19 protein-coding genes are annotated in these 16719 nt (G+C 56.4%); 17 read left to right on the forward strand and 2 right to left on the reverse strand.

The window, feature by feature from the left end; translation table 11 throughout:
• Positions 1–73 precede the first annotated feature (73 nt).
• Both mgtE and mqo read left to right on the forward strand, forming a co-directional pair.
• A complete protein-coding gene (gene mgtE / locus OGW17_RS04975; RefSeq protein WP_047462415.1) occupies positions 74–1510 on the forward strand; it encodes a magnesium transporter in 1437 nt (478 codons plus the stop codon).
• 243 nt (positions 1511–1753) lie between these two features.
• A complete protein-coding gene (gene mqo / locus OGW17_RS04980; protein ID WP_071260265.1) occupies positions 1754–3415 on the forward strand; it encodes a malate dehydrogenase (quinone) in 1662 nt (553 codons plus the stop codon).
• A 101-nt stretch (positions 3416–3516) separates the two neighbouring features.
• Here the strand turns inward: mqo and eco are convergent, their stop codons facing one another.
• Both eco and yojO read right to left on the reverse strand, forming a co-directional pair.
• The gene (eco, locus tag OGW17_RS04985) at positions 3517–4014 is read right to left on the reverse strand and encodes a serine protease inhibitor ecotin (RefSeq protein ID WP_024130163.1); all 498 of its coding nucleotides are present in this window, start codon (positions 4012–4014) and stop codon (positions 3517–3519) included.
• A 165-nt stretch (positions 4015–4179) separates the two neighbouring features.
• Complete coding sequence (gene yojO, locus OGW17_RS21635) at positions 4180–4347, reverse strand: protein YojO (RefSeq protein WP_487490358.1); 168 nt, start codon at positions 4345–4347, stop codon at positions 4180–4182.
• A gap of 77 nt (positions 4348–4424) precedes the next feature.
• Between yojO and napF the strand changes: the two genes are divergently transcribed.
• From napF to OGW17_RS05060, 15 genes are all read left to right on the forward strand, one after another.
• Positions 4425–4919, forward strand: a complete 495-nt coding sequence (gene napF / locus OGW17_RS04990) for a ferredoxin-type protein NapF (RefSeq protein ID WP_024130164.1) — start codon at positions 4425–4427, stop codon at positions 4917–4919.
• Positions 4906–5172, forward strand: a complete 267-nt coding sequence (napD, locus tag OGW17_RS04995) for a chaperone NapD (RefSeq protein WP_012131547.1) — start codon at positions 4906–4908, stop codon at positions 5170–5172. Before napF ends, napD begins: the two co-directional genes overlap by 14 nt.
• Positions 5169–7655, forward strand: a complete 2487-nt coding sequence (gene napA / locus OGW17_RS05000; protein WP_012131548.1) for a nitrate reductase catalytic subunit NapA — start codon at positions 5169–5171, stop codon at positions 7653–7655. Before napD ends, napA begins: the two co-directional genes overlap by 4 nt.
• Positions 7656–7661: 6 nt before the next feature.
• Positions 7662–8357 carry a ferredoxin-type protein NapG gene (gene napG / locus OGW17_RS05005; RefSeq protein ID WP_058667724.1) on the forward strand — a complete coding sequence of 232 codons (696 nt, stop codon included), beginning with the start codon at positions 7662–7664 and terminating at the stop codon, positions 8355–8357.
• Positions 8344–9207: a quinol dehydrogenase ferredoxin subunit NapH gene (gene napH, locus OGW17_RS05010; protein ID WP_047462425.1), complete on the forward strand. Its 864-nt coding sequence runs from the start codon at positions 8344–8346 to the stop codon at positions 9205–9207. Before napG ends, napH begins: the two co-directional genes overlap by 14 nt.
• Positions 9204–9653, forward strand: a complete 450-nt coding sequence (napB, locus tag OGW17_RS05015; protein WP_047462429.1) for a nitrate reductase cytochrome c-type subunit — start codon at positions 9204–9206, stop codon at positions 9651–9653. The genes napH and napB overlap by 4 nt, the downstream gene beginning before the upstream one ends.
• A 9-nt stretch (positions 9654–9662) precedes the next feature.
• On the forward strand, positions 9663–10265 hold the full coding sequence (gene napC, locus OGW17_RS05020; protein WP_012131552.1) for a cytochrome c-type protein NapC: 603 nt from the start codon (positions 9663–9665) through the stop codon (positions 10263–10265).
• 6 nt (positions 10266–10271) lie between these two features.
• Positions 10272–10898, forward strand: a complete 627-nt coding sequence (ccmA, locus tag OGW17_RS05025) for a cytochrome c biogenesis heme-transporting ATPase CcmA (protein ID WP_101724221.1) — start codon at positions 10272–10274, stop codon at positions 10896–10898.
• Entirely contained in the window at positions 10895–11554 is a 660-nt protein-coding gene (gene ccmB, locus OGW17_RS05030) for a heme exporter protein CcmB (RefSeq protein WP_012131555.1), read from the forward strand. Before ccmA ends, ccmB begins: the two co-directional genes overlap by 4 nt.
• Before the next feature lie 144 nt (positions 11555–11698).
• Positions 11699–12436, forward strand: coding sequence for a heme ABC transporter permease (locus OGW17_RS05035; protein WP_012131556.1), 738 nt, complete (start codon positions 11699–11701; stop codon positions 12434–12436).
• Positions 12433–12645, forward strand: a complete 213-nt coding sequence (ccmD, locus tag OGW17_RS05040; RefSeq protein WP_012131557.1) for a heme exporter protein CcmD — start codon at positions 12433–12435, stop codon at positions 12643–12645. The genes OGW17_RS05035 and ccmD overlap by 4 nt, the downstream gene beginning before the upstream one ends.
• Complete coding sequence (ccmE, locus tag OGW17_RS05045; RefSeq protein WP_012131559.1) at positions 12642–13121, forward strand: cytochrome c maturation protein CcmE; 480 nt, start codon at positions 12642–12644, stop codon at positions 13119–13121. Before ccmD ends, ccmE begins: the two co-directional genes overlap by 4 nt.
• Positions 13118–15061 (forward strand): heme lyase CcmF/NrfE family subunit, encoded by a 1944-nt coding sequence (locus tag OGW17_RS05050; protein WP_071260268.1) that lies wholly within the window; start codon positions 13118–13120, stop codon positions 15059–15061. The genes ccmE and OGW17_RS05050 overlap by 4 nt, the downstream gene beginning before the upstream one ends.
• On the forward strand, positions 15058–15615 hold the full coding sequence (dsbE, locus tag OGW17_RS05055; protein ID WP_012131561.1) for a thiol:disulfide interchange protein DsbE: 558 nt from the start codon (positions 15058–15060) through the stop codon (positions 15613–15615). The genes OGW17_RS05050 and dsbE overlap by 4 nt, the downstream gene beginning before the upstream one ends.
• Positions 15612–16661, forward strand: coding sequence for a cytochrome c-type biogenesis protein CcmH (locus tag OGW17_RS05060; RefSeq protein ID WP_047462441.1), 1050 nt, complete (start codon positions 15612–15614; stop codon positions 16659–16661). Before dsbE ends, OGW17_RS05060 begins: the two co-directional genes overlap by 4 nt.
• The last annotated feature ends 58 nt before the right edge of the window (positions 16662–16719 follow it).

Consider the following 16719-nt stretch of genomic DNA (forward strand, 5'->3'; position numbering starts at 1 on the left):
CGGTGCCGTTTATTGTTATTTATATAACCTCACGCCATGCTTAATGGCATCTCATTTCATGGATTTATAATTAATGTCCGCAATGACCAAAAACAGCGCCAGACTGCGCGATGAAGAGCGTGCGCGTCTTATCTGGCTGCTCACCACCGATAAAGCGATTATTTCCGCCCTGTCAGGCAAGCTCACCCTGGCTGAGCAATATGATGTCGGTACGCTGGCCGACGATATTGCTGAGGTAGGGGCGCTGGTGGCTCACCTGCCGCCGCCGGACCTGGCGGATACCCTTGAAGCGCTGCCTTCCGAAGAACGTCATGCCTTATGGCGGCTGGTCGAGAATGAAAAACGCGGCAAAGTGCTGCTGGAAGCGTCCGAAAACGTCTGGGATGACCTGATTGATGAAATGACCGACCGCGCGCTGTTGGACGCGCTGCAATACCTCGACATTGACGAACAGATTTATCTCGTTCAGCACCTGCCGCGTAACCTCACCGGGCGACTGCTGGCGACGCTGCCGCCGGAGGAGCGCGCCCGCGTCCGTCAGGTTATGCACTACGAGAAGAATCGCGTCGGGGCGATCATGGAGTTCGAGGTCATCACCGTGCGCCCGGACGTGACGCTGGAGGTGGTGCAGCGCTATTTACGCCGTCTGGGAAAAATGCCGGAAAACACCGACAAACTCTTTGTAACGAACCGGAATAAAATACTGGTCGGCGAGCTGTCTCTGACGCGTATTCTGCTCAGTGACGTGCAGCGTAAAGTCAGCGACGTGATGGATGACGATCCGCTGACCTTTGCCCCGGAAGATATCTCTGAGAATGCGGCGCGCACCTTTGAACGTGACAACCTGGTCAGCGCCGCCGTGATCGATCCTTCCGGCAAACTGATGGGGCGCCTGACCATCGATGAGATCGTTGATGTGGTCTACGAAGAAACTGACACCGATCTGCGTCGCATGGGGGGGCTGAGCGCCGAAGAAGATGTTTTTGCGCCCGTCGCCAAAGCGGTAAAAACCCGTTGGGCATGGCTGGCGATAAACCTGTGCACGGCGTTTATCGCTTCCCGGGTGATCGACGGCTTTGAACACACGATCTCGCAACTGGTGGCGCTGGCTTCTCTCATGCCGATTGTCGCCGGGATTGGCGGCAATACCGGGAATCAAACCATTACCATGATTGTTCGCGCGCTGGCGCTGCAAAATATTCAGCCCGGCAACCTGACCTTTCTCATTTTGCGTGAAATGGGGGTGGCGCTGGTCAACGGCCTTGTCTGGGGCGGCATCATGGGCGGCGTGACCTGGTGGCTCTACGACGATATCGCCCTTGGCGGCGTTATGACGCTGGCGATGGTGCTGAATTTACTGGTGGCGGCGCTTATGGGCGTGATCATCCCGATGACGATGGTAAAGCTCGGGCGCGACCCGGCGGTCGGCTCAAGCGTGATGATTACCGCCATTACCGATACCGGCGGTTTCTTTATTTTTCTGGGGCTGGCGACGGTATTTCTGCTTTAACCGCCTGATTACGTCTCATCATCCGTAGCAGCAAAAGCATGGCGATTAGCGATGCGGGAATGCTGTTGTCTCGTTAATTGTCAATAACCTTATAAATATTCAACGTATTACTAACGTTTTTAAAATCTTAATATAATTTATAAACAATATTTAAATCTTTTACCTGAAGTGTTAACGTTGATGCCGCTCGATTTTCACCTGCAAAAAGCAAAAAAACGATACTAAAAGTAAGGCATTAACATTATGAAAAAAGTGACTGCCATGCTCTTCACCATGGCTGTGGGGCTGAATGCTGTCTCGATGGCGGCAAAAGCGAAAGCGACCGAAGAGCAGGAAACGGATGTACTGTTGATTGGCGGCGGCATCATGAGCGCCACGTTGGGAACCTATTTGCAGGAGCTGGAACCGGAGTGGTCAATGACCATGGTTGAGCGACTGGATGGGGTTGCACAGGAGAGTTCTAACGGCTGGAACAACGCCGGAACAGGCCACTCCGCGCTGATGGAACTGAACTACACGCCGAAAAAAGCCGACGGTTCCGTCAGCATCGAAAAGGCAGTCGACATTAACGAAGCCTTCCAGGTTTCCCGCCAGTTCTGGGCGCATCAGGTACAGAGCGGCGTTCTGCACGAACCACACTCGTTTATCAATACCGTTCCGCACATGAGCTTTGTCTGGGGCGATGATAACGTCAATTTCCTGCGCGCCCGCTATACCGCGTTGCAGCAGAGCACGCTGTTCCGCGGTATGCGTTACTCCGAAGATCATGCGCAAATTAAAGAGTGGGCGCCGCTGGTCATGGAAGGTCGCGATCCGAAACAGAAGGTTGCCGCGACCCGCACTGAAATTGGTACTGACGTGAACTACGGGGAAATCACGCGTCAGCTGGTGGCATCGTTGCAGAAAAAACCGAACTTTGCGCTGCAACTGAATACCGAAGTCCGTGGATTTAAACGTAACGCGGATAACTCCTGGACCGTGACCGTCGCCGATCTGAAAAACGGTGAAGCAGAACATGCGATTAAGGCGAAATTTGTCTTTATCGGCGCGGGCGGCGCGGCGCTGAAGCTGTTGCAGGAGACGGGTATTCCTGAAGCGAAAGATTACGCGGGATTCCCGGTTGGCGGCCAGTTCCTGGTTTCAGAGAACCCGGATGTGGTTAACAACCACCTGGCGAAGGTATACGGCCAGGCGTCGGTCGGCGCGCCGCCGATGTCCGTACCGCACATCGATACCCGTATTCTGGATGGCAAACGCGTCGTGCTGTTTGGGCCGTTCGCGACGTTCTCTACGAAGTTCCTGAAAAACGGTTCGCTGTGGGATCTGCTGAGTTCGACCACGACCTCTAACTTTATGCCGATGGTCAACGTAGGGATGGATAACTTCGATCTGGTGAAATACCTGATTAGCCAGGTGATGCTGAGCGATGATGAACGCTTTGAAGCGCTGAAAGAGTACTATCCGCAGGCGAAGAAAGAAGACTGGCGTTTGTGGCAGGCGGGCCAGCGCGTGCAGATCATCAAGCGTGATGAAGACAAGGGCGGCGTACTGCGTCTGGGCACTGAAGTGGTCAGCGACAAAGACGGTACGATTGCCGCGCTGCTGGGCGCGTCTCCGGGGGCATCCACTGCTGCGCCGATCATGCTGCATCTGATGGAAAAAGTGTTTAAAGAGAAAGTGGCCAGCCCGGAATGGCAGGCGAAGCTGAAAACGATTGTTCCGTCTTACGGGACTAAGCTGAACGGCAATATTGAGGCCACGGAACAAGAGCTGCAATACACCAGCGACGTTCTGGGGCTGAAATATGACAAGCCGCAGGTGGTGGACGAAGCGCCAAAACCGCAGCTTAAGCCGCAGGCTCAAGCGCAGCCAGCGCATAAAGCTGTCGCGGATATCGCGCTGTAAAAACGTATTGCGGCATGCCGGATGGCGCTGCACTTATCCGGCCTACAACGAGCAATATGTAGGCCAGATAGGCGGTACGCCGCCATCCGGCAAAACGTTCCTTAACGCGTCACTGCGTCCTGTACTTTATCTTCCGCTTTCCAGATACGGTATTTCACCTCCACGTTAGCCGGGGTGTACACCACGATCGGCAGCTTGCTGTTATAACGCACCATTCCGGCATCGCCCAGATAGGCCGTCACAAACTTCTGCTCTTTCTTGCCATCCGGGCAGGCCATCATGGTAGAAACCGGGGAGGTTACTTTATCAAAAACGTAGTAGTCGTAACCCCAGCCTTCCAGCGTTTTGCTCGCCAGTTCGCCGCCAAGACGGTGATGGTTGCAATCCACTTCCAGCGTCTGGCCGATCAGCAGTTCCACTTTCAGGGTAGACTCATCTTCCTGGGGAGTAAGCTGGATAACCTGGCGCTTCATCCCTTTTTCCGCTTTCGGATACGGCGCGATTTTTTCCAGAGGTTGCGTATTGGCATCGCTGGTCGCCGCCCATGCGGAGGTACTGGCGAAAGCCGCTAACAGTACAGCAGGTACAATTGTCTTCATTTTCGAGTTCACCGCGTTTCCTTTCTTCTGTCTTCTGAACGATTCCCGGCAGGTTAACACATTCATATTGGCTATTAATCTAAATTTACTTATATTTTAAGATGGTTAATTGAATGTTTACTTGTTTGATAGCGATATATTCCATTTCTTACGCGTTAAATAGGATTATTCTCCAATTAAGCCTTTCGTTATATACTTATTGATATAACCCTTTGAAATGTGAACAAAAGCACATTCAGATACGCTAACCCCACACTCTTTTGATCCGGCGACAGCATTTACCCCAATCGGGGTATGCACCTCTAACACATCCTGAAATATCTTACCGATCATAATAATGACTTAGTGGTAGTGCGGTTTATTTAGTCGTTCACCTTCCGGTGTGAGCGTCGTGATGGAAGGGCGATGTCATGGTTGATCTATCCCGTCGAGGAATACTGACAGGCAGTTGGCGCAAAGCCAACAGCGGGCTCCGTCCGCCCTGGTCTGGGGACGAATCACACTTCCTGACGCACTGCATCCGTTGCGACGCCTGCATTCAGGCATGTGAAACCGACATTTTACAGCGGGGGCAGGGCGGCTATCCGGGCGTTAATTTTAAGCAGGGTGAATGCAGCTTTTGTTATGCCTGCGCGCAAGCCTGTCCTGAATCACTCTTCCTTCCGCGCCACACCAGGGCCTGGGATCTGAACTTTACGATTGGGCAGAATTGTCTGGCGTATCAGTCCGTTGAGTGTCATCGCTGCCAGGATAGCTGCGAACCACTGGCGATAACGTTTCGCCCCACGCTGTCAGGCATTTATCAGCCGCAACTCGACAATCAGGCATGCAGCGGATGCGGGGCGTGTGTCGCCATTTGCCCGACATCAGCGATCAATGCGGAGTACAACCATGCAGCACAGTAACTGGCAGGTCTGTAGCCTGGTCGTCCAGGCCAAAAGTCAGCACATCACCGACATCAGCACGCAATTGCACCAGTTTCCGGGCTGTGAAGTCGCGCTGAGCGATGTCGACAGCGGTCAGTTGATCGTGGTGGTGGAAGCAGAACACAGCGGAACGCTGATGCAAACAATTGAGTCGGTACGCAACGTTGCGGGCGTGCTGGCGGTGTCGCTGGTTTATCACCAGCAGGATGAGCAAGGTGAGGAAACACCATGAAACTCAGTCGTCGTAGCTTTATGAAAGCTAACGCCGTTGCGGCCGCTGCGGCGGCTGCCGGGCTAAGCGTGCCGGGCGTCGCCCGCGCAGTGGTTGGTCAGCAGGAAGCCATCAAATGGGACAAAGCCCCGTGCCGTTTTTGCGGAACGGGTTGCGGCGTGCTGGTCGGTACTCAGCAGGGCCGTATTGTGGCCTGTCAGGGCGATCCTGATGCGCCGGTCAACCGTGGCCTTAACTGCATTAAGGGCTATTTCCTGCCCAAGATCATGTATGGCAAAGACCGCTTAACGCAGCCGATGCTGCGCATGAAAGACGGCCAGTACAACAAAGAAGGCGAATTTACCCCAATCAGTTGGGATCAGGCCTTCGATGTGATGGAAGAGAAATTTAAGGCCTCCCTGAAAGAAAAAGGGCCGGAAGCGATTGGTATGTTTGGTTCCGGGCAGTGGACGGTCTGGGAAGGTTATGCCGCCGCGAAGCTGTTCAAAGCCGGTTTCCGTTCCAACAATATCGACCCGAACGCGCGCCACTGCATGGCGTCGGCGGTGGTGGGCTTCATGCGTACCTTCGGTATGGATGAGCCGATGGGGTGTTACGACGATATCGAACAAGCCGACGCCTTTGTGCTATGGGGCTCTAACATGGCGGAGATGCACCCGATCCTGTGGTCGCGCATCACCAACCGCCGTCTGTCCGATCCGAACGTTAATGTCGCGGTTCTCTCAACCTTCCAGCATCGTAGCTTTGAGCTGGCGGATAACGGCATTGTCTTTACGCCGCAAAGCGATCTGGTGATCCTCAACTATATCGCCAATTACATCATTCAAAACAATGCGATAAATCAGGATTTCTTCAGCAAATATGTCAACCTGCGTAAAGGGACGACCGACATCGGTTATGGCCTGCGTCCAACGCATCCGCTGGAAAAAGCGGCGAAGAATCCGGGCTCCGACGCTTCTGAGCCGATGAGCTTCGACGAGTACAAAGCGTTTGTCGCGGAGTACACGCTGGAGAAAACCGCAGAAATGACCGGCGTGCCGAAAGATCAGCTGGAGCAGCTGGCGCAGCTGTATGCCGATCCGAAGAAAAAAGTGATCTCCTACTGGACGATGGGCTTTAACCAGCATACGCGTGGCGTATGGGCCAACAACCTGGTGTATAACCTGCACCTGTTGACCGGCAAGATCTCCCAGCCAGGCTGTGGTCCGTTCTCCCTGACCGGTCAGCCTTCCGCCTGTGGTACGGCGCGTGAAGTTGGGACATTCTCCCACCGTCTGCCTGCGGACATGGTGGTCACTAATGAAAAACACCGTGATATCTGCGAAAAACACTGGCAGATCCCAACGGGCACCATCCCGGCGAAAATCGGTCTGCACGCCGTAGCGCAGGATCGTGCGCTGAAAGACGGCAAGCTGAACGTCTACTGGGTGATGTGCAACAACAACATGCAGGCCGGGCCGAACATCAATGAAGAGCGTATGCCGGGCTGGCGCGATCCGCGTAACTTCGTCATCGTCTCCGATCCGTACCCGACCGTCAGCGCGCTGGCCGCTGACCTGATTCTGCCAACGGCGATGTGGGTGGAGAAAGAAGGGGCCTACGGTAACGCTGAGCGTCGTACCCAGTTCTGGCGTCAACAAATTAAAGCGCCGGGTGAAGCGAAATCAGACCTGTGGCAGCTGGTGCAGTTCGCTCGTCGTTTCAAAACGGAAGAGGTCTGGCCGGAAGATCTGCTGGCGCAAAAACCAGAACTGCGCGGCAAAACCCTCTACGACGTTCTGTTTGCCACGCCTGCGGTCAGCAAATTCCCGCTGACCGATCTGGCGGAAGACCAGCTGAACGATGAATCCCGTGAGCTGGGTTTCTACCTGCAAAAAGGACTGTTTGAAGAGTACGCCTGGTTTGGTCGCGGACACGGCCACGATCTCGCGCCGTTCGATGATTATCACAAAGCGCGCGGTCTGCGCTGGCCGGTGGTTGACGGTAAAGAGACCCAGTGGCGTTACAGCGAAGGCCATGACCCGTATGTCAAAGCGGGAGAAGGCTACAAGTTTTACGGTAAGCCGGACGGCAAAGCGGTGATTTTCGCCCTGCCGTTTGAACCCGCCGCGGAAGCGCCGGATAAAGAGTATGACCTGTGGCTCTCTACCGGTCGCGTACTGGAGCACTGGCACACCGGCAGCATGACGCGCCGCGTGCCTGAGCTGCATCGCGCCTTCCCGGAAGCGGTGCTCTTTATTCACCCGCTGGACGCGAAAACGCGCGACCTGCGCCGTGGCGATAAGGTCAAAGTCATCTCCCGCCGTGGGGAAGTGATTTCGGTTGTCGAAACGCGCGGGCGTAACCGTCCGCCGCAGGGACTGGTGTACATGCCGTTCTTCGACGCCGCACAGCTGGTGAACAACCTGACGCTGGATGCGACGGACCCGCTCTCTAAAGAGACGGATTTCAAGAAGTGCGCCGTCAAACTGGCGAAGGTGTAACACACCATGTCCCGGTCAGCGAAACCCCAAAATGGCCGCCGCCGCTTTTTGCGCGATATGGTTCGCACGGCAGGCGGGCTGGCTGCCGTTGGCGTGGCGCTGGGGTTACAGCAGCAAACCGCTCGCGCAACGGGCGTGCGGTTGCGCCCGCCGGGGGCATTGGGTGAAGACGCGTTCGCCAGCGCCTGCGTGCGCTGCGGGCAGTGCGTTCAGGCATGTCCGTATGACACCCTGAAGCTGGCGACGCTGGCTTCGGGTTTGTCTGCCGGTACGCCTTACTTTGTCGCCCGCGATATTCCCTGCGAAATGTGTGAAGACATTCCATGCGCCAAAGTTTGCCCCAGTGGGGCGTTGGATCGAGAGATCGAATCCATTGACGATGCGCGCATGGGGCTGGCGGTACTGCTGGACCAGGAGAACTGCCTTAACTTCCAGGGACTGCGCTGCGACGTTTGTTATCGCGAGTGCCCAAAAATCGATGAGGCGATCACGCTGGAGCTGGATCGCAATATGCGTACCGGCAAACATGCGCGCTTTCTTCCCACCGTTCACAGCGACGCCTGCACCGGCTGCGGTAAATGCGAAAAAGTCTGTGTGCTGGAACAACCGGCGATAAAAGTGTTGCCGCTGTCGCTGGCGAAAGGGGAGTTGGGGCACCACTACCGCTTCGGCTGGCTGGAGGGGAAAGATGGCAAATCGTAAACGCGATGCCGGGCGCGAAGCGCGAGCGAAAAAAGGCTGGTGGCGCAGCCATCGCTGGCTGGTTTTGCGGCGGATAAGTCAGTTTCTGGTGCTGGGAATGTTTCTCAGTGGCCCGTGGGCGGGCGTCTGGATTCTGCACGGTAACTACAGCAGTAGCTTGTTGCTGGATACCATTCCTTTAACCGACCCGCTGATAACGTTGCAAAGCCTTGCCAGCGGGCATTTACCTGCCGCCGTTGCGCTGACCGGCGCCGCCATTATTACGGTGCTGTATGCCCTGGCAGGAAAGCGATTATTTTGCAGTTGGGTCTGTCCGCTGAACCCAATTACCGATTTTGCGAACTGGCTACGCAGAAGGTTTGACCTGAATCAGTCCGCAACGATTCCGCGTCATATACGGTACGTCCTTCTGGTTGTCGTGCTGGTGGGATCGGCGCTAACCGGAACGCTACTGTGGGAATGGATAAACCCGGTTTCCCTGCTGGGGCGTAGCCTGGTGATGGGATTCGGTAGCGGCGCACTGCTGATTATCGCTCTGTTTTTATTTGATTTACTGGTCGTTGAACACGGCTGGTGCGGACATATCTGCCCTTTGGGCGCGTTGTATGGCGTGCTGGGAAGTAAAGGCGCGCTAACGGTGGCGGCGAAAGATCGCGAGAAATGTAACCGCTGTATGGATTGTTTTCATGTTTGCCCGGAACCGCACGTCCTGCGTGCGCCGGTGCTGGATGAGCAAAGCCCGGTGCAGGTCACCAGCCGCGATTGCATGACGTGCGGTCGCTGCGTGGATGTCTGTTCTGAGGACGTATTTACAATAACAACACGATGGAGTTCGGGAGCGAAATCATGAAAAGCCATGACCTGAAGAAAGCGCTGTGTCAATGGACGGCCCTGCTTGCCCTGGCGGTGAGTGGTGCGGTTTGGGCAGCAAACGGAGTGGATCTGAGCCAGTCGCCGGAAGTTTCGGGGACGCAGGAAGGGGCGATTCGCATGCCGAAAGAGCAGGAACGTATGCCGCTGAACTATGTTAATCAGCCGCCGATGATCCCGCATAGCGTTGAAGGTTATCAGGTAACGACCAATACCAACCGCTGCCTGCAATGTCATGGTGTGGAAAGCTACCGTACGACCGGCGCGCCGCGTATTAGCCCAACGCACTTTATGGACAGCGACGGCAAAGTTTTAGGCGAAGTCGCGCCGCGTCGTTACTTCTGTTTGCAGTGCCATGTGCCGCAGGCGGATGCTGCGCCGATCGTGGGTAATACCTTTACCCCGTCGAAAGGTTACGGGAAATAAGAGGTCATTATGGAAAATTCTAACCGTAAACCTGGCGTGATTAAGCGGGTCTGGCAATGGTGGCGTCGCCCCAGCCGCCTGGCGATCGGCACGTTGCTGTTAATCGGTTTTGTCGGCGGCATTATTTTCTGGGGCGGTTTCAACACCGGGATGGAAAAGGCCAACACCGAAGAGTTCTGTATCAGCTGCCACGAAATGCGCAACACCGTCTATCAGGAATACATGGAAACCGTGCATTACAACAACCGCAGCGGCGTTCGCGCCACCTGTCCTGATTGTCACGTTCCGCACGAGTGGGGCCCGAAAATGATCCGTAAGATCAAGGCCAGTAAAGAGCTGTACGGGAAGGTGTTCGGCATTATCGATACTCCGCAGAAGTTTGAAGATCACCGCCTGACAATGGCGCAGAGCGAGTGGCGACGGATGAAAGACACCAATTCGCGGGAGTGCCGTAACTGCCACAACTTCGAATTTATGGATCTCACCGCTCAGAAAGGCGTTGCCGCCAAAATGCACGACCAGGCAGTGAAAGAGGGGCAAACCTGTATCGACTGCCACAAAGGGATTGCGCATAAACTCCCGGATATGCGCGAAGTGAAACCGGGCTTTTAATAATGAGTGGGTATGCTTGAAGCCAGAGAACTGCTCTGCGAGCGGGATGACAGAATACTGTTCAGTGGGCTGTCGTTTCGCGTGAACGCAGGGGAATGGGTACAAATTACCGGGGGCAACGGCGCGGGGAAAACCACCCTTTTGCGGTTGCTCACCGGGCTGGCGCGCCCCGACGCAGGGGAAGTGTGCTGGCAAGAGCAGGCGTTGCACCGCGTGCGCGACAGCTACCATCAAAATCTGTTGTGGATTGGACATCAGCCGGGGATTAAAACCCGGCTTTCGGCGTTGGAGAACCTGCGCTTTTTCCACCATGACGGCGATACGGCGCAGTGTCTGGCCGCGCTGGCGCAGGCGGGGCTGGCCGGATACGAAGACATCCCCGTCAACCAGCTTTCCGCTGGACAGCAACGGCGTGTGGCGCTGGCGCGTCTGTGGCTAACCCGCGCGACGCTCTGGATCCTCGACGAGCCGTTTACCGCCATTGATGTCAATGGCGTTGAGCGTCTGACGCAGCGCATGGCTGAACATACACAGCAGGGCGGGATCGTCATCCTCACCACGCACCAGCCGCTGAATGTCGCGACTGACAAAATACGGCGCATCGCGCTGACCGGCGAGAGGGTAGCGCAATGATGTGGCAAATCTTTCGTCTTGAGCTGCGCGTGGCGTTTCGTCATAGCGCGGAAATCGCTAACCCGCTGTGGTTCTTTCTGATTGTTATCACGCTTTTCCCGCTGAGCATTGGCCCGGAGCCGCAGCTGCTGGCGCGCATTGTTCCCGGCATTATCTGGGTGGCGGCGTTGCTCTCCTCGCTGCTGGCGCTGGAGCGTCTGTTTCGCGATGACTTACAGGACGGCAGTCTGGAGCAACTGATGCTCCTGCCGCTGCCGTTACCGGCGGTGGTGCTGGCGAAAGTGATGGCGCACTGGGTGGTGACCGGCCTGCCGCTGCTGATCCTCTCTCCGCTGGTGGCGTTATTGCTGGGAATGGATATGTACGGCTGGCAAATCATGGCGCTGACTCTGCTGCTTGGCACGCCGACCCTGAGTTTTCTTGGCGCGCCGGGCGTGGGGTTAACGGTGGGCCTGAAACGCGGCGGCGTATTGCTGAGCGTGCTGGTGCTGCCGCTGACCATTCCGTTACTGATTTTCGCCACTGCGGCGATGGATGCGGCCTCCATGCATTTGCCCGTTGAGGGATATATGGCGATTTTGGGCGCGTTGCTGGCGGGCAGCGCAACGTTAAGTCCTTTTGCTACGGCGGCAGCGTTACGTATCAGCATGCAGTAGCGCGGTCTTTGACTGGCGACAAACTGTAGGATGCCGGATGACGTTACGCTTATCAGGAAAGTCTGTAGGTCTGATAAGGCGTCTTTGCCGTCATCCGGCATAACTGAAGTTTCATTCGTTTTGATTGAATCTGGTGACTGAACTATGTGGAAAACACTTCATCAACTGGCGATTCCCCCACGGCTTTATCAGATCTGTGGCTGGTTCATCCCGTGGCTGGCGATAGCCAGCGTGGTGGTGCTGGCGGCGGGCTGGGTCTGGGGGTTTGGCTTCGCGCCTGCGGATTATCAGCAGGGGCAAAGCTACCGCATCATCTACCTGCATGTCCCGGCGGCGATCTGGTCGATGGGGATTTACGCCTCGATGGCGGTTGCCGCATTCATCGGTCTGGTCTGGCAAATGAAAATGGCTAACCTGGCGGTGGCGGCGATGGCGCCTGTTGGCGCGGTGTTTACCTTTATCGCGCTGGTTACCGGTTCCGCCTGGGGAAAACCGATGTGGGGAACCTGGTGGGTATGGGACGCGCGATTGACCTCTGAACTGGTACTGCTGTTCCTGTACGTCGGGGCGATAGCGTTGTGGCACGCCTTTGACGATCGCCGCCTGGCGGGGCGCGCGGCGGGCATTCTGGTGCTGATTGGCGTCGTTAATCTGCCGATCATCCACTACTCGGTGGAGTGGTGGAATACGCTACATCAGGGATCAACTCGTATGCAGCAGAGCATTGACCCGGCGATGCGCGCGCCGTTGCGCCTGGCGATTATCGGTTATCTGCTGCTGTTTATCACGCTGGCGCTGATGCGGATGCGTAACCTGATTTTGTTAATGGAAAAACGTCGCCCGTGGGTGAGTGAACTGATTTTAAAAAGAGGCCGCCAATGACCAGCGCATTTGCATCCTGGAGTGATTTCTTTGCTATGGGCGGTTACGCCTTTTATGTCTGGCTGGCGGTTGTGATGACGGTGATCCCGCTGGCGGCGCTGGTGGTGCATACCGCCATGCAGCACCGCGTGATTTTGCGCGGCGTGGCGCAGCAGAGAGCGCGTGAAGCGCGGATGCGTGCGGCGCAGGCGCAGCGGGAGGCCGCATGAATATCCGTCGTAAAAATCGTTTGTGGATAGCCTGCGCGGTGCTGGCCGGTTTGGCTCTGACTATCACGCTGGTACTTTATGCGCTGCGTTCCAATATCGACCTGTTCTATACGCCAGGCGAAATTCTCTACGGTAAACGCGAAACGCACCAACTGCCTGAAGTGGGGCAACGCCTGCGCGTCGGCGGCATGGTCATGCCCGGAAGCGTGAAGCGCGACCCGGATTCGCTGAAAGTGAATTTCAGCATCTACGACGCCGAAGGCGTGGTGGATGTGACGTACGAAGGCATTCTGCCGGATCTGTTCCGCGAAGGGCAGGGCGTGGTGGTGCAGGGGGAGCTAGGCGAGAAAAACCATGTGCAGGCGAAAGAGGTGCTCGCCAAACATGATGAAAACTATACCCCGCCTGAAGTTGAAAAAGCGATGCAGGAAAACCATCGTCGCCCGGAAAGCGTTTATAAGGATAAAGCATCATGATGCCTGAAATTGGCAACGCGCTGCTGTGTCTCGCACTCGGCGTGGCGCTGTTGCTGTCCGTTTATCCGCTGTGGGGCGTGGGGCGCGGCGATGTGCGCATGATGGCCTCGGCGAGGCCATTCTCCTGGCTGCTGTTTATCCTGGTGATGGGCGCGTTTCTGGTGCTGATCAATGCCTTCGTGGTGAATGATTTTACCGTTAACTATGTCGCCAGCAACTCCAACACGCAACTGCCGGTCTGGTATCGCGTCGCCGCGACCTGGGGAGCGCACGAAGGGTCGCTTCTGCTATGGGTATTGCTGATGAGCGGCTGGACGTTTGCTGTGGCCGTGTTCAGTCAGCGGATGCCGCTGGATATCGTCGCCCGCGTACTGGCGGTGATGGGGATGGTCAGCGTCGGTTTTCTGTTGTTTATTCTGTTCACCTCCAACCCGTTTTCCCGTACGTTGCCCAACTTTCCGATTGAAGGGCGCGACCTGAACCCGCTGTTGCAGGACCCGGGGCTGATCTTCCACCCGCCGCTGCTCTATATGGGCTATGTCGGTTTCTCGGTGGCGTTTGCGTTCGCGATCGCCGCGCTGATGAGTGGGCGTCTGGACAGCACTTTTGCCCGCTTTTCCCGTCCCTGGACGCTGGCCGCATGGGTATTCTTAACGCTGGGTATCGTGCTTGGCTCTGCCTGGGCCTATTACGAGCTGGGCTGGGGCGGCTGGTGGTTCTGGGACCCGGTGGAAAACGCCTCATTTATGCCGTGGCTGGTGGGCACCGCGTTGATGCACTCCCTGGCGGTGACTGAACAGCGCGCCAGCTTCAAAGCCTGGACGCTCCTGCTTTCAATATGCGCCTTCTCACTCTGCCTGCTCGGTACTTTCCTGGTGCGTTCTGGCGTGCTGGTGTCGGTGCATGCTTTTGCCTCCGATCCATCGCGCGGGATGTTTATTCTCGCCTTTATGGTACTGGTGATCGGCGGTTCGCTGCTGCTGTTCGCGACGCGCGGACACAAGGTTCGCTCGCGGGTGAATAACGCGCTCTGGTCGCGTGAGTCACTGCTGTTAGCCAATAACGTCCTGCTTATCGCCGCCATGCTGGTGGTGTTGCTGGGAACATTGCTGCCGCTGGTGCATAAACAGCTCGGTCTGGGCAGTATTTCAATCGGCGAACCGTTCTTTAATACCATGTTCACCTGGCTGATGGCGCCGTTCGCGCTGCTGCTGGGCATCGGGCCGCTGGTTCGCTGGGGACGTGACAGACCGCGCAAATTGCAGCGGTTGTTGGTTATCGCGCTGGTGAGCACGTTAGTGCTGTCGATGCTGCTGCCGTGGCTGTTTGAAGACAAGATTGTCGCCATGACGGTGGTCGGGCTGGCGATGGCGTGCTGGGTATTTGTGCTGGCGGTAGCGGAAGTCGCGCAGCGCGTTTCGCGCGGTACGAAAATGACGCTCAGCTACTGGGGAATGGTCGCCGGGCACGTTGGGCTGGCGGTGACGATTGTCGGCATCGCGTTTAGCCAAAACTACAGCGTGGAACGTGATGTCCGCATGAAAGCGGGAGACAGCGTCAGCATCCACAACTATCAATTCACCTTCCGTGAAGTGAAGGAGATTACCGGCCCGAACTATCGCGGCGGGGTGGCGATTATTGGCGTGACGCGGGAAGGTAAAGCAGAAGCGACGCTGCATGCGGAAAAACGTTTTTATAACAGCACCAGCTCAATGATGACGGAAGCGGCGATCGATGGCGGGATCACCCGCGATCTGTATGCCGCTCTCGGCGAAGAGCTGGACAATGGCGCATGGGCGGTGCGCCTGTATTACAAACCGTTTATTCGCTGGATCTGGGCGGGAGGGCTGTTGATGGCGCTTGGCGGGTTGTTCTGCCTGTTTGATCCGCGCTATCGCCAGCGTTCATGCCCGCAAAAAACCGCGCCGGAGGCTGTATGAAGCGCAACGTACTGTTAATACCTTTCGTCATTTTTCTGGTTATTGCGGCGGCGTTGCTGTGGCAGTTGGCGCGTAATGCGGAAGGGGACGATCCGACGAATCTGGAATCGGCGCTGATTGGCAAACCGGTGCCGACCTTCCGTCTCGAATCGCTGGAAAATCCTGGTCAGCATTATCAGGCAGACGTGCTAACGCAGGGGAAACCGGTGCTGCTCAACGTGTGGGCGACCTGGTGCCCGACCTGCCGCGCTGAACATCAGTATCTGAATCAGCTGTCTGCGCAGGGAATTCGCGTGGTTGGCCTGAATTATAAAGACGATCGCCAGAAAGCGATTACCTGGCTGAAAGAGTTAGGGAATCCTTATGCGCTAAGCCTGTTTGATGGCGACGGTATGCTTGGGCTGGATCTGGGCGTTTACGGCGCGCCGGAAACCTTTCTGATCGACGGTAAAGGGATCATTCGTTATCGCCATGCAGGCGATCTGAACGCCAGGGTATGGGAAAGTGAAATAAAACCGCTCTGGGAGCAGTACAGCAAGGAGGCCGCGCAATGAGATTCTTACTGGGCGTGCTGATGCTGGTGATCTCCGGCTCGTCGCTGGCTGCCATTGATGTTATGCAGTTCAAAGATGAAGCGCAGGAGCAGCAGTTCCGCCAGCTCACCGAGCAACTGCGCTGCCCGAAATGCCAGAACAACAGCATCGCGGACTCTAACTCGATGATTGCCACCGACCTGCGTCAGAAGGTTTATGAACTGATGCAGGAAGGTAAAAGCAAGCAGGAGATCGTTGATTACATGGTGGCGCGCTACGGTAACTTCGTCACCTACGATCCGCCGCTGACACCGCTTACCGTGCTGTTGTGGATCTTGCCGATCGCCGCTATTGGCGCTGGCGGCTGGATTATCTTCGCCCGTTCGCGGCGGCGCGTACGTGTTAAACAGGAAACCTTTTCTGATGAGGTGACGCCGAAGGGACGCCAGGCCGGATTATGGCTGTTTGCTCCCGGGGTTGTGATCGCGCTGATTGTCGGGGCGGTAAGTTACTACCAGACCGGTAACTATCAGCAGGTAAAAATCTGGCAACAGGCTACGGCGCAGACGCCAGCGCTGCTGGAGCGCGCGCTGGACCCTGACGCGCAGCCGCTGAATGAAGAAGAGATGACACGCCTGGCGCTTGGTTTGCGTACCCGACTGCAAAGCGATGCTGGCAATGTGGAAGGCTGGATTATGCTTGGGCGTATCGGCATGGTGCTGGGGAATGCCAGCACGGCAACGGAAGCGTATGCCAATGCGTACAGACTGGACCCCAAAAATAGCGATGCCGCATTAGGGTATGCGGAAGCGCTGACCCGTTCTTCCGATCCTGATGATAATCGTCGGGGAGGGGAGCTGTTGCGCCAGCTGGTGAGAAGCGATCATGCCAACATTCGGACGTTGAGTATGTATGCGTTTAATGCCTTCGAGCAGCAGCGTTTCGGCGAGGCGGTCGCAGCCTGGGAGATGATGCTGAAATTGCTGCCCGCCAATGATTCCCGCCGGGCAGTGATTGAACGCAGTATTAAGCAGGCATTAGCGCAGCTTTCGCCGCAGGCGGAATAAATGAGTGTGGCAAGGCCGGATGGTACTTGCCACGCGACTTGTAGACCCGATAAGCGCA

It is taken from the genome of Citrobacter sp. CK181 (assembly GCF_030333595.1).
Classification (GTDB): Bacteria; Pseudomonadota; Gammaproteobacteria; order Enterobacterales; family Enterobacteriaceae; genus Citrobacter_B; species Citrobacter_B koseri.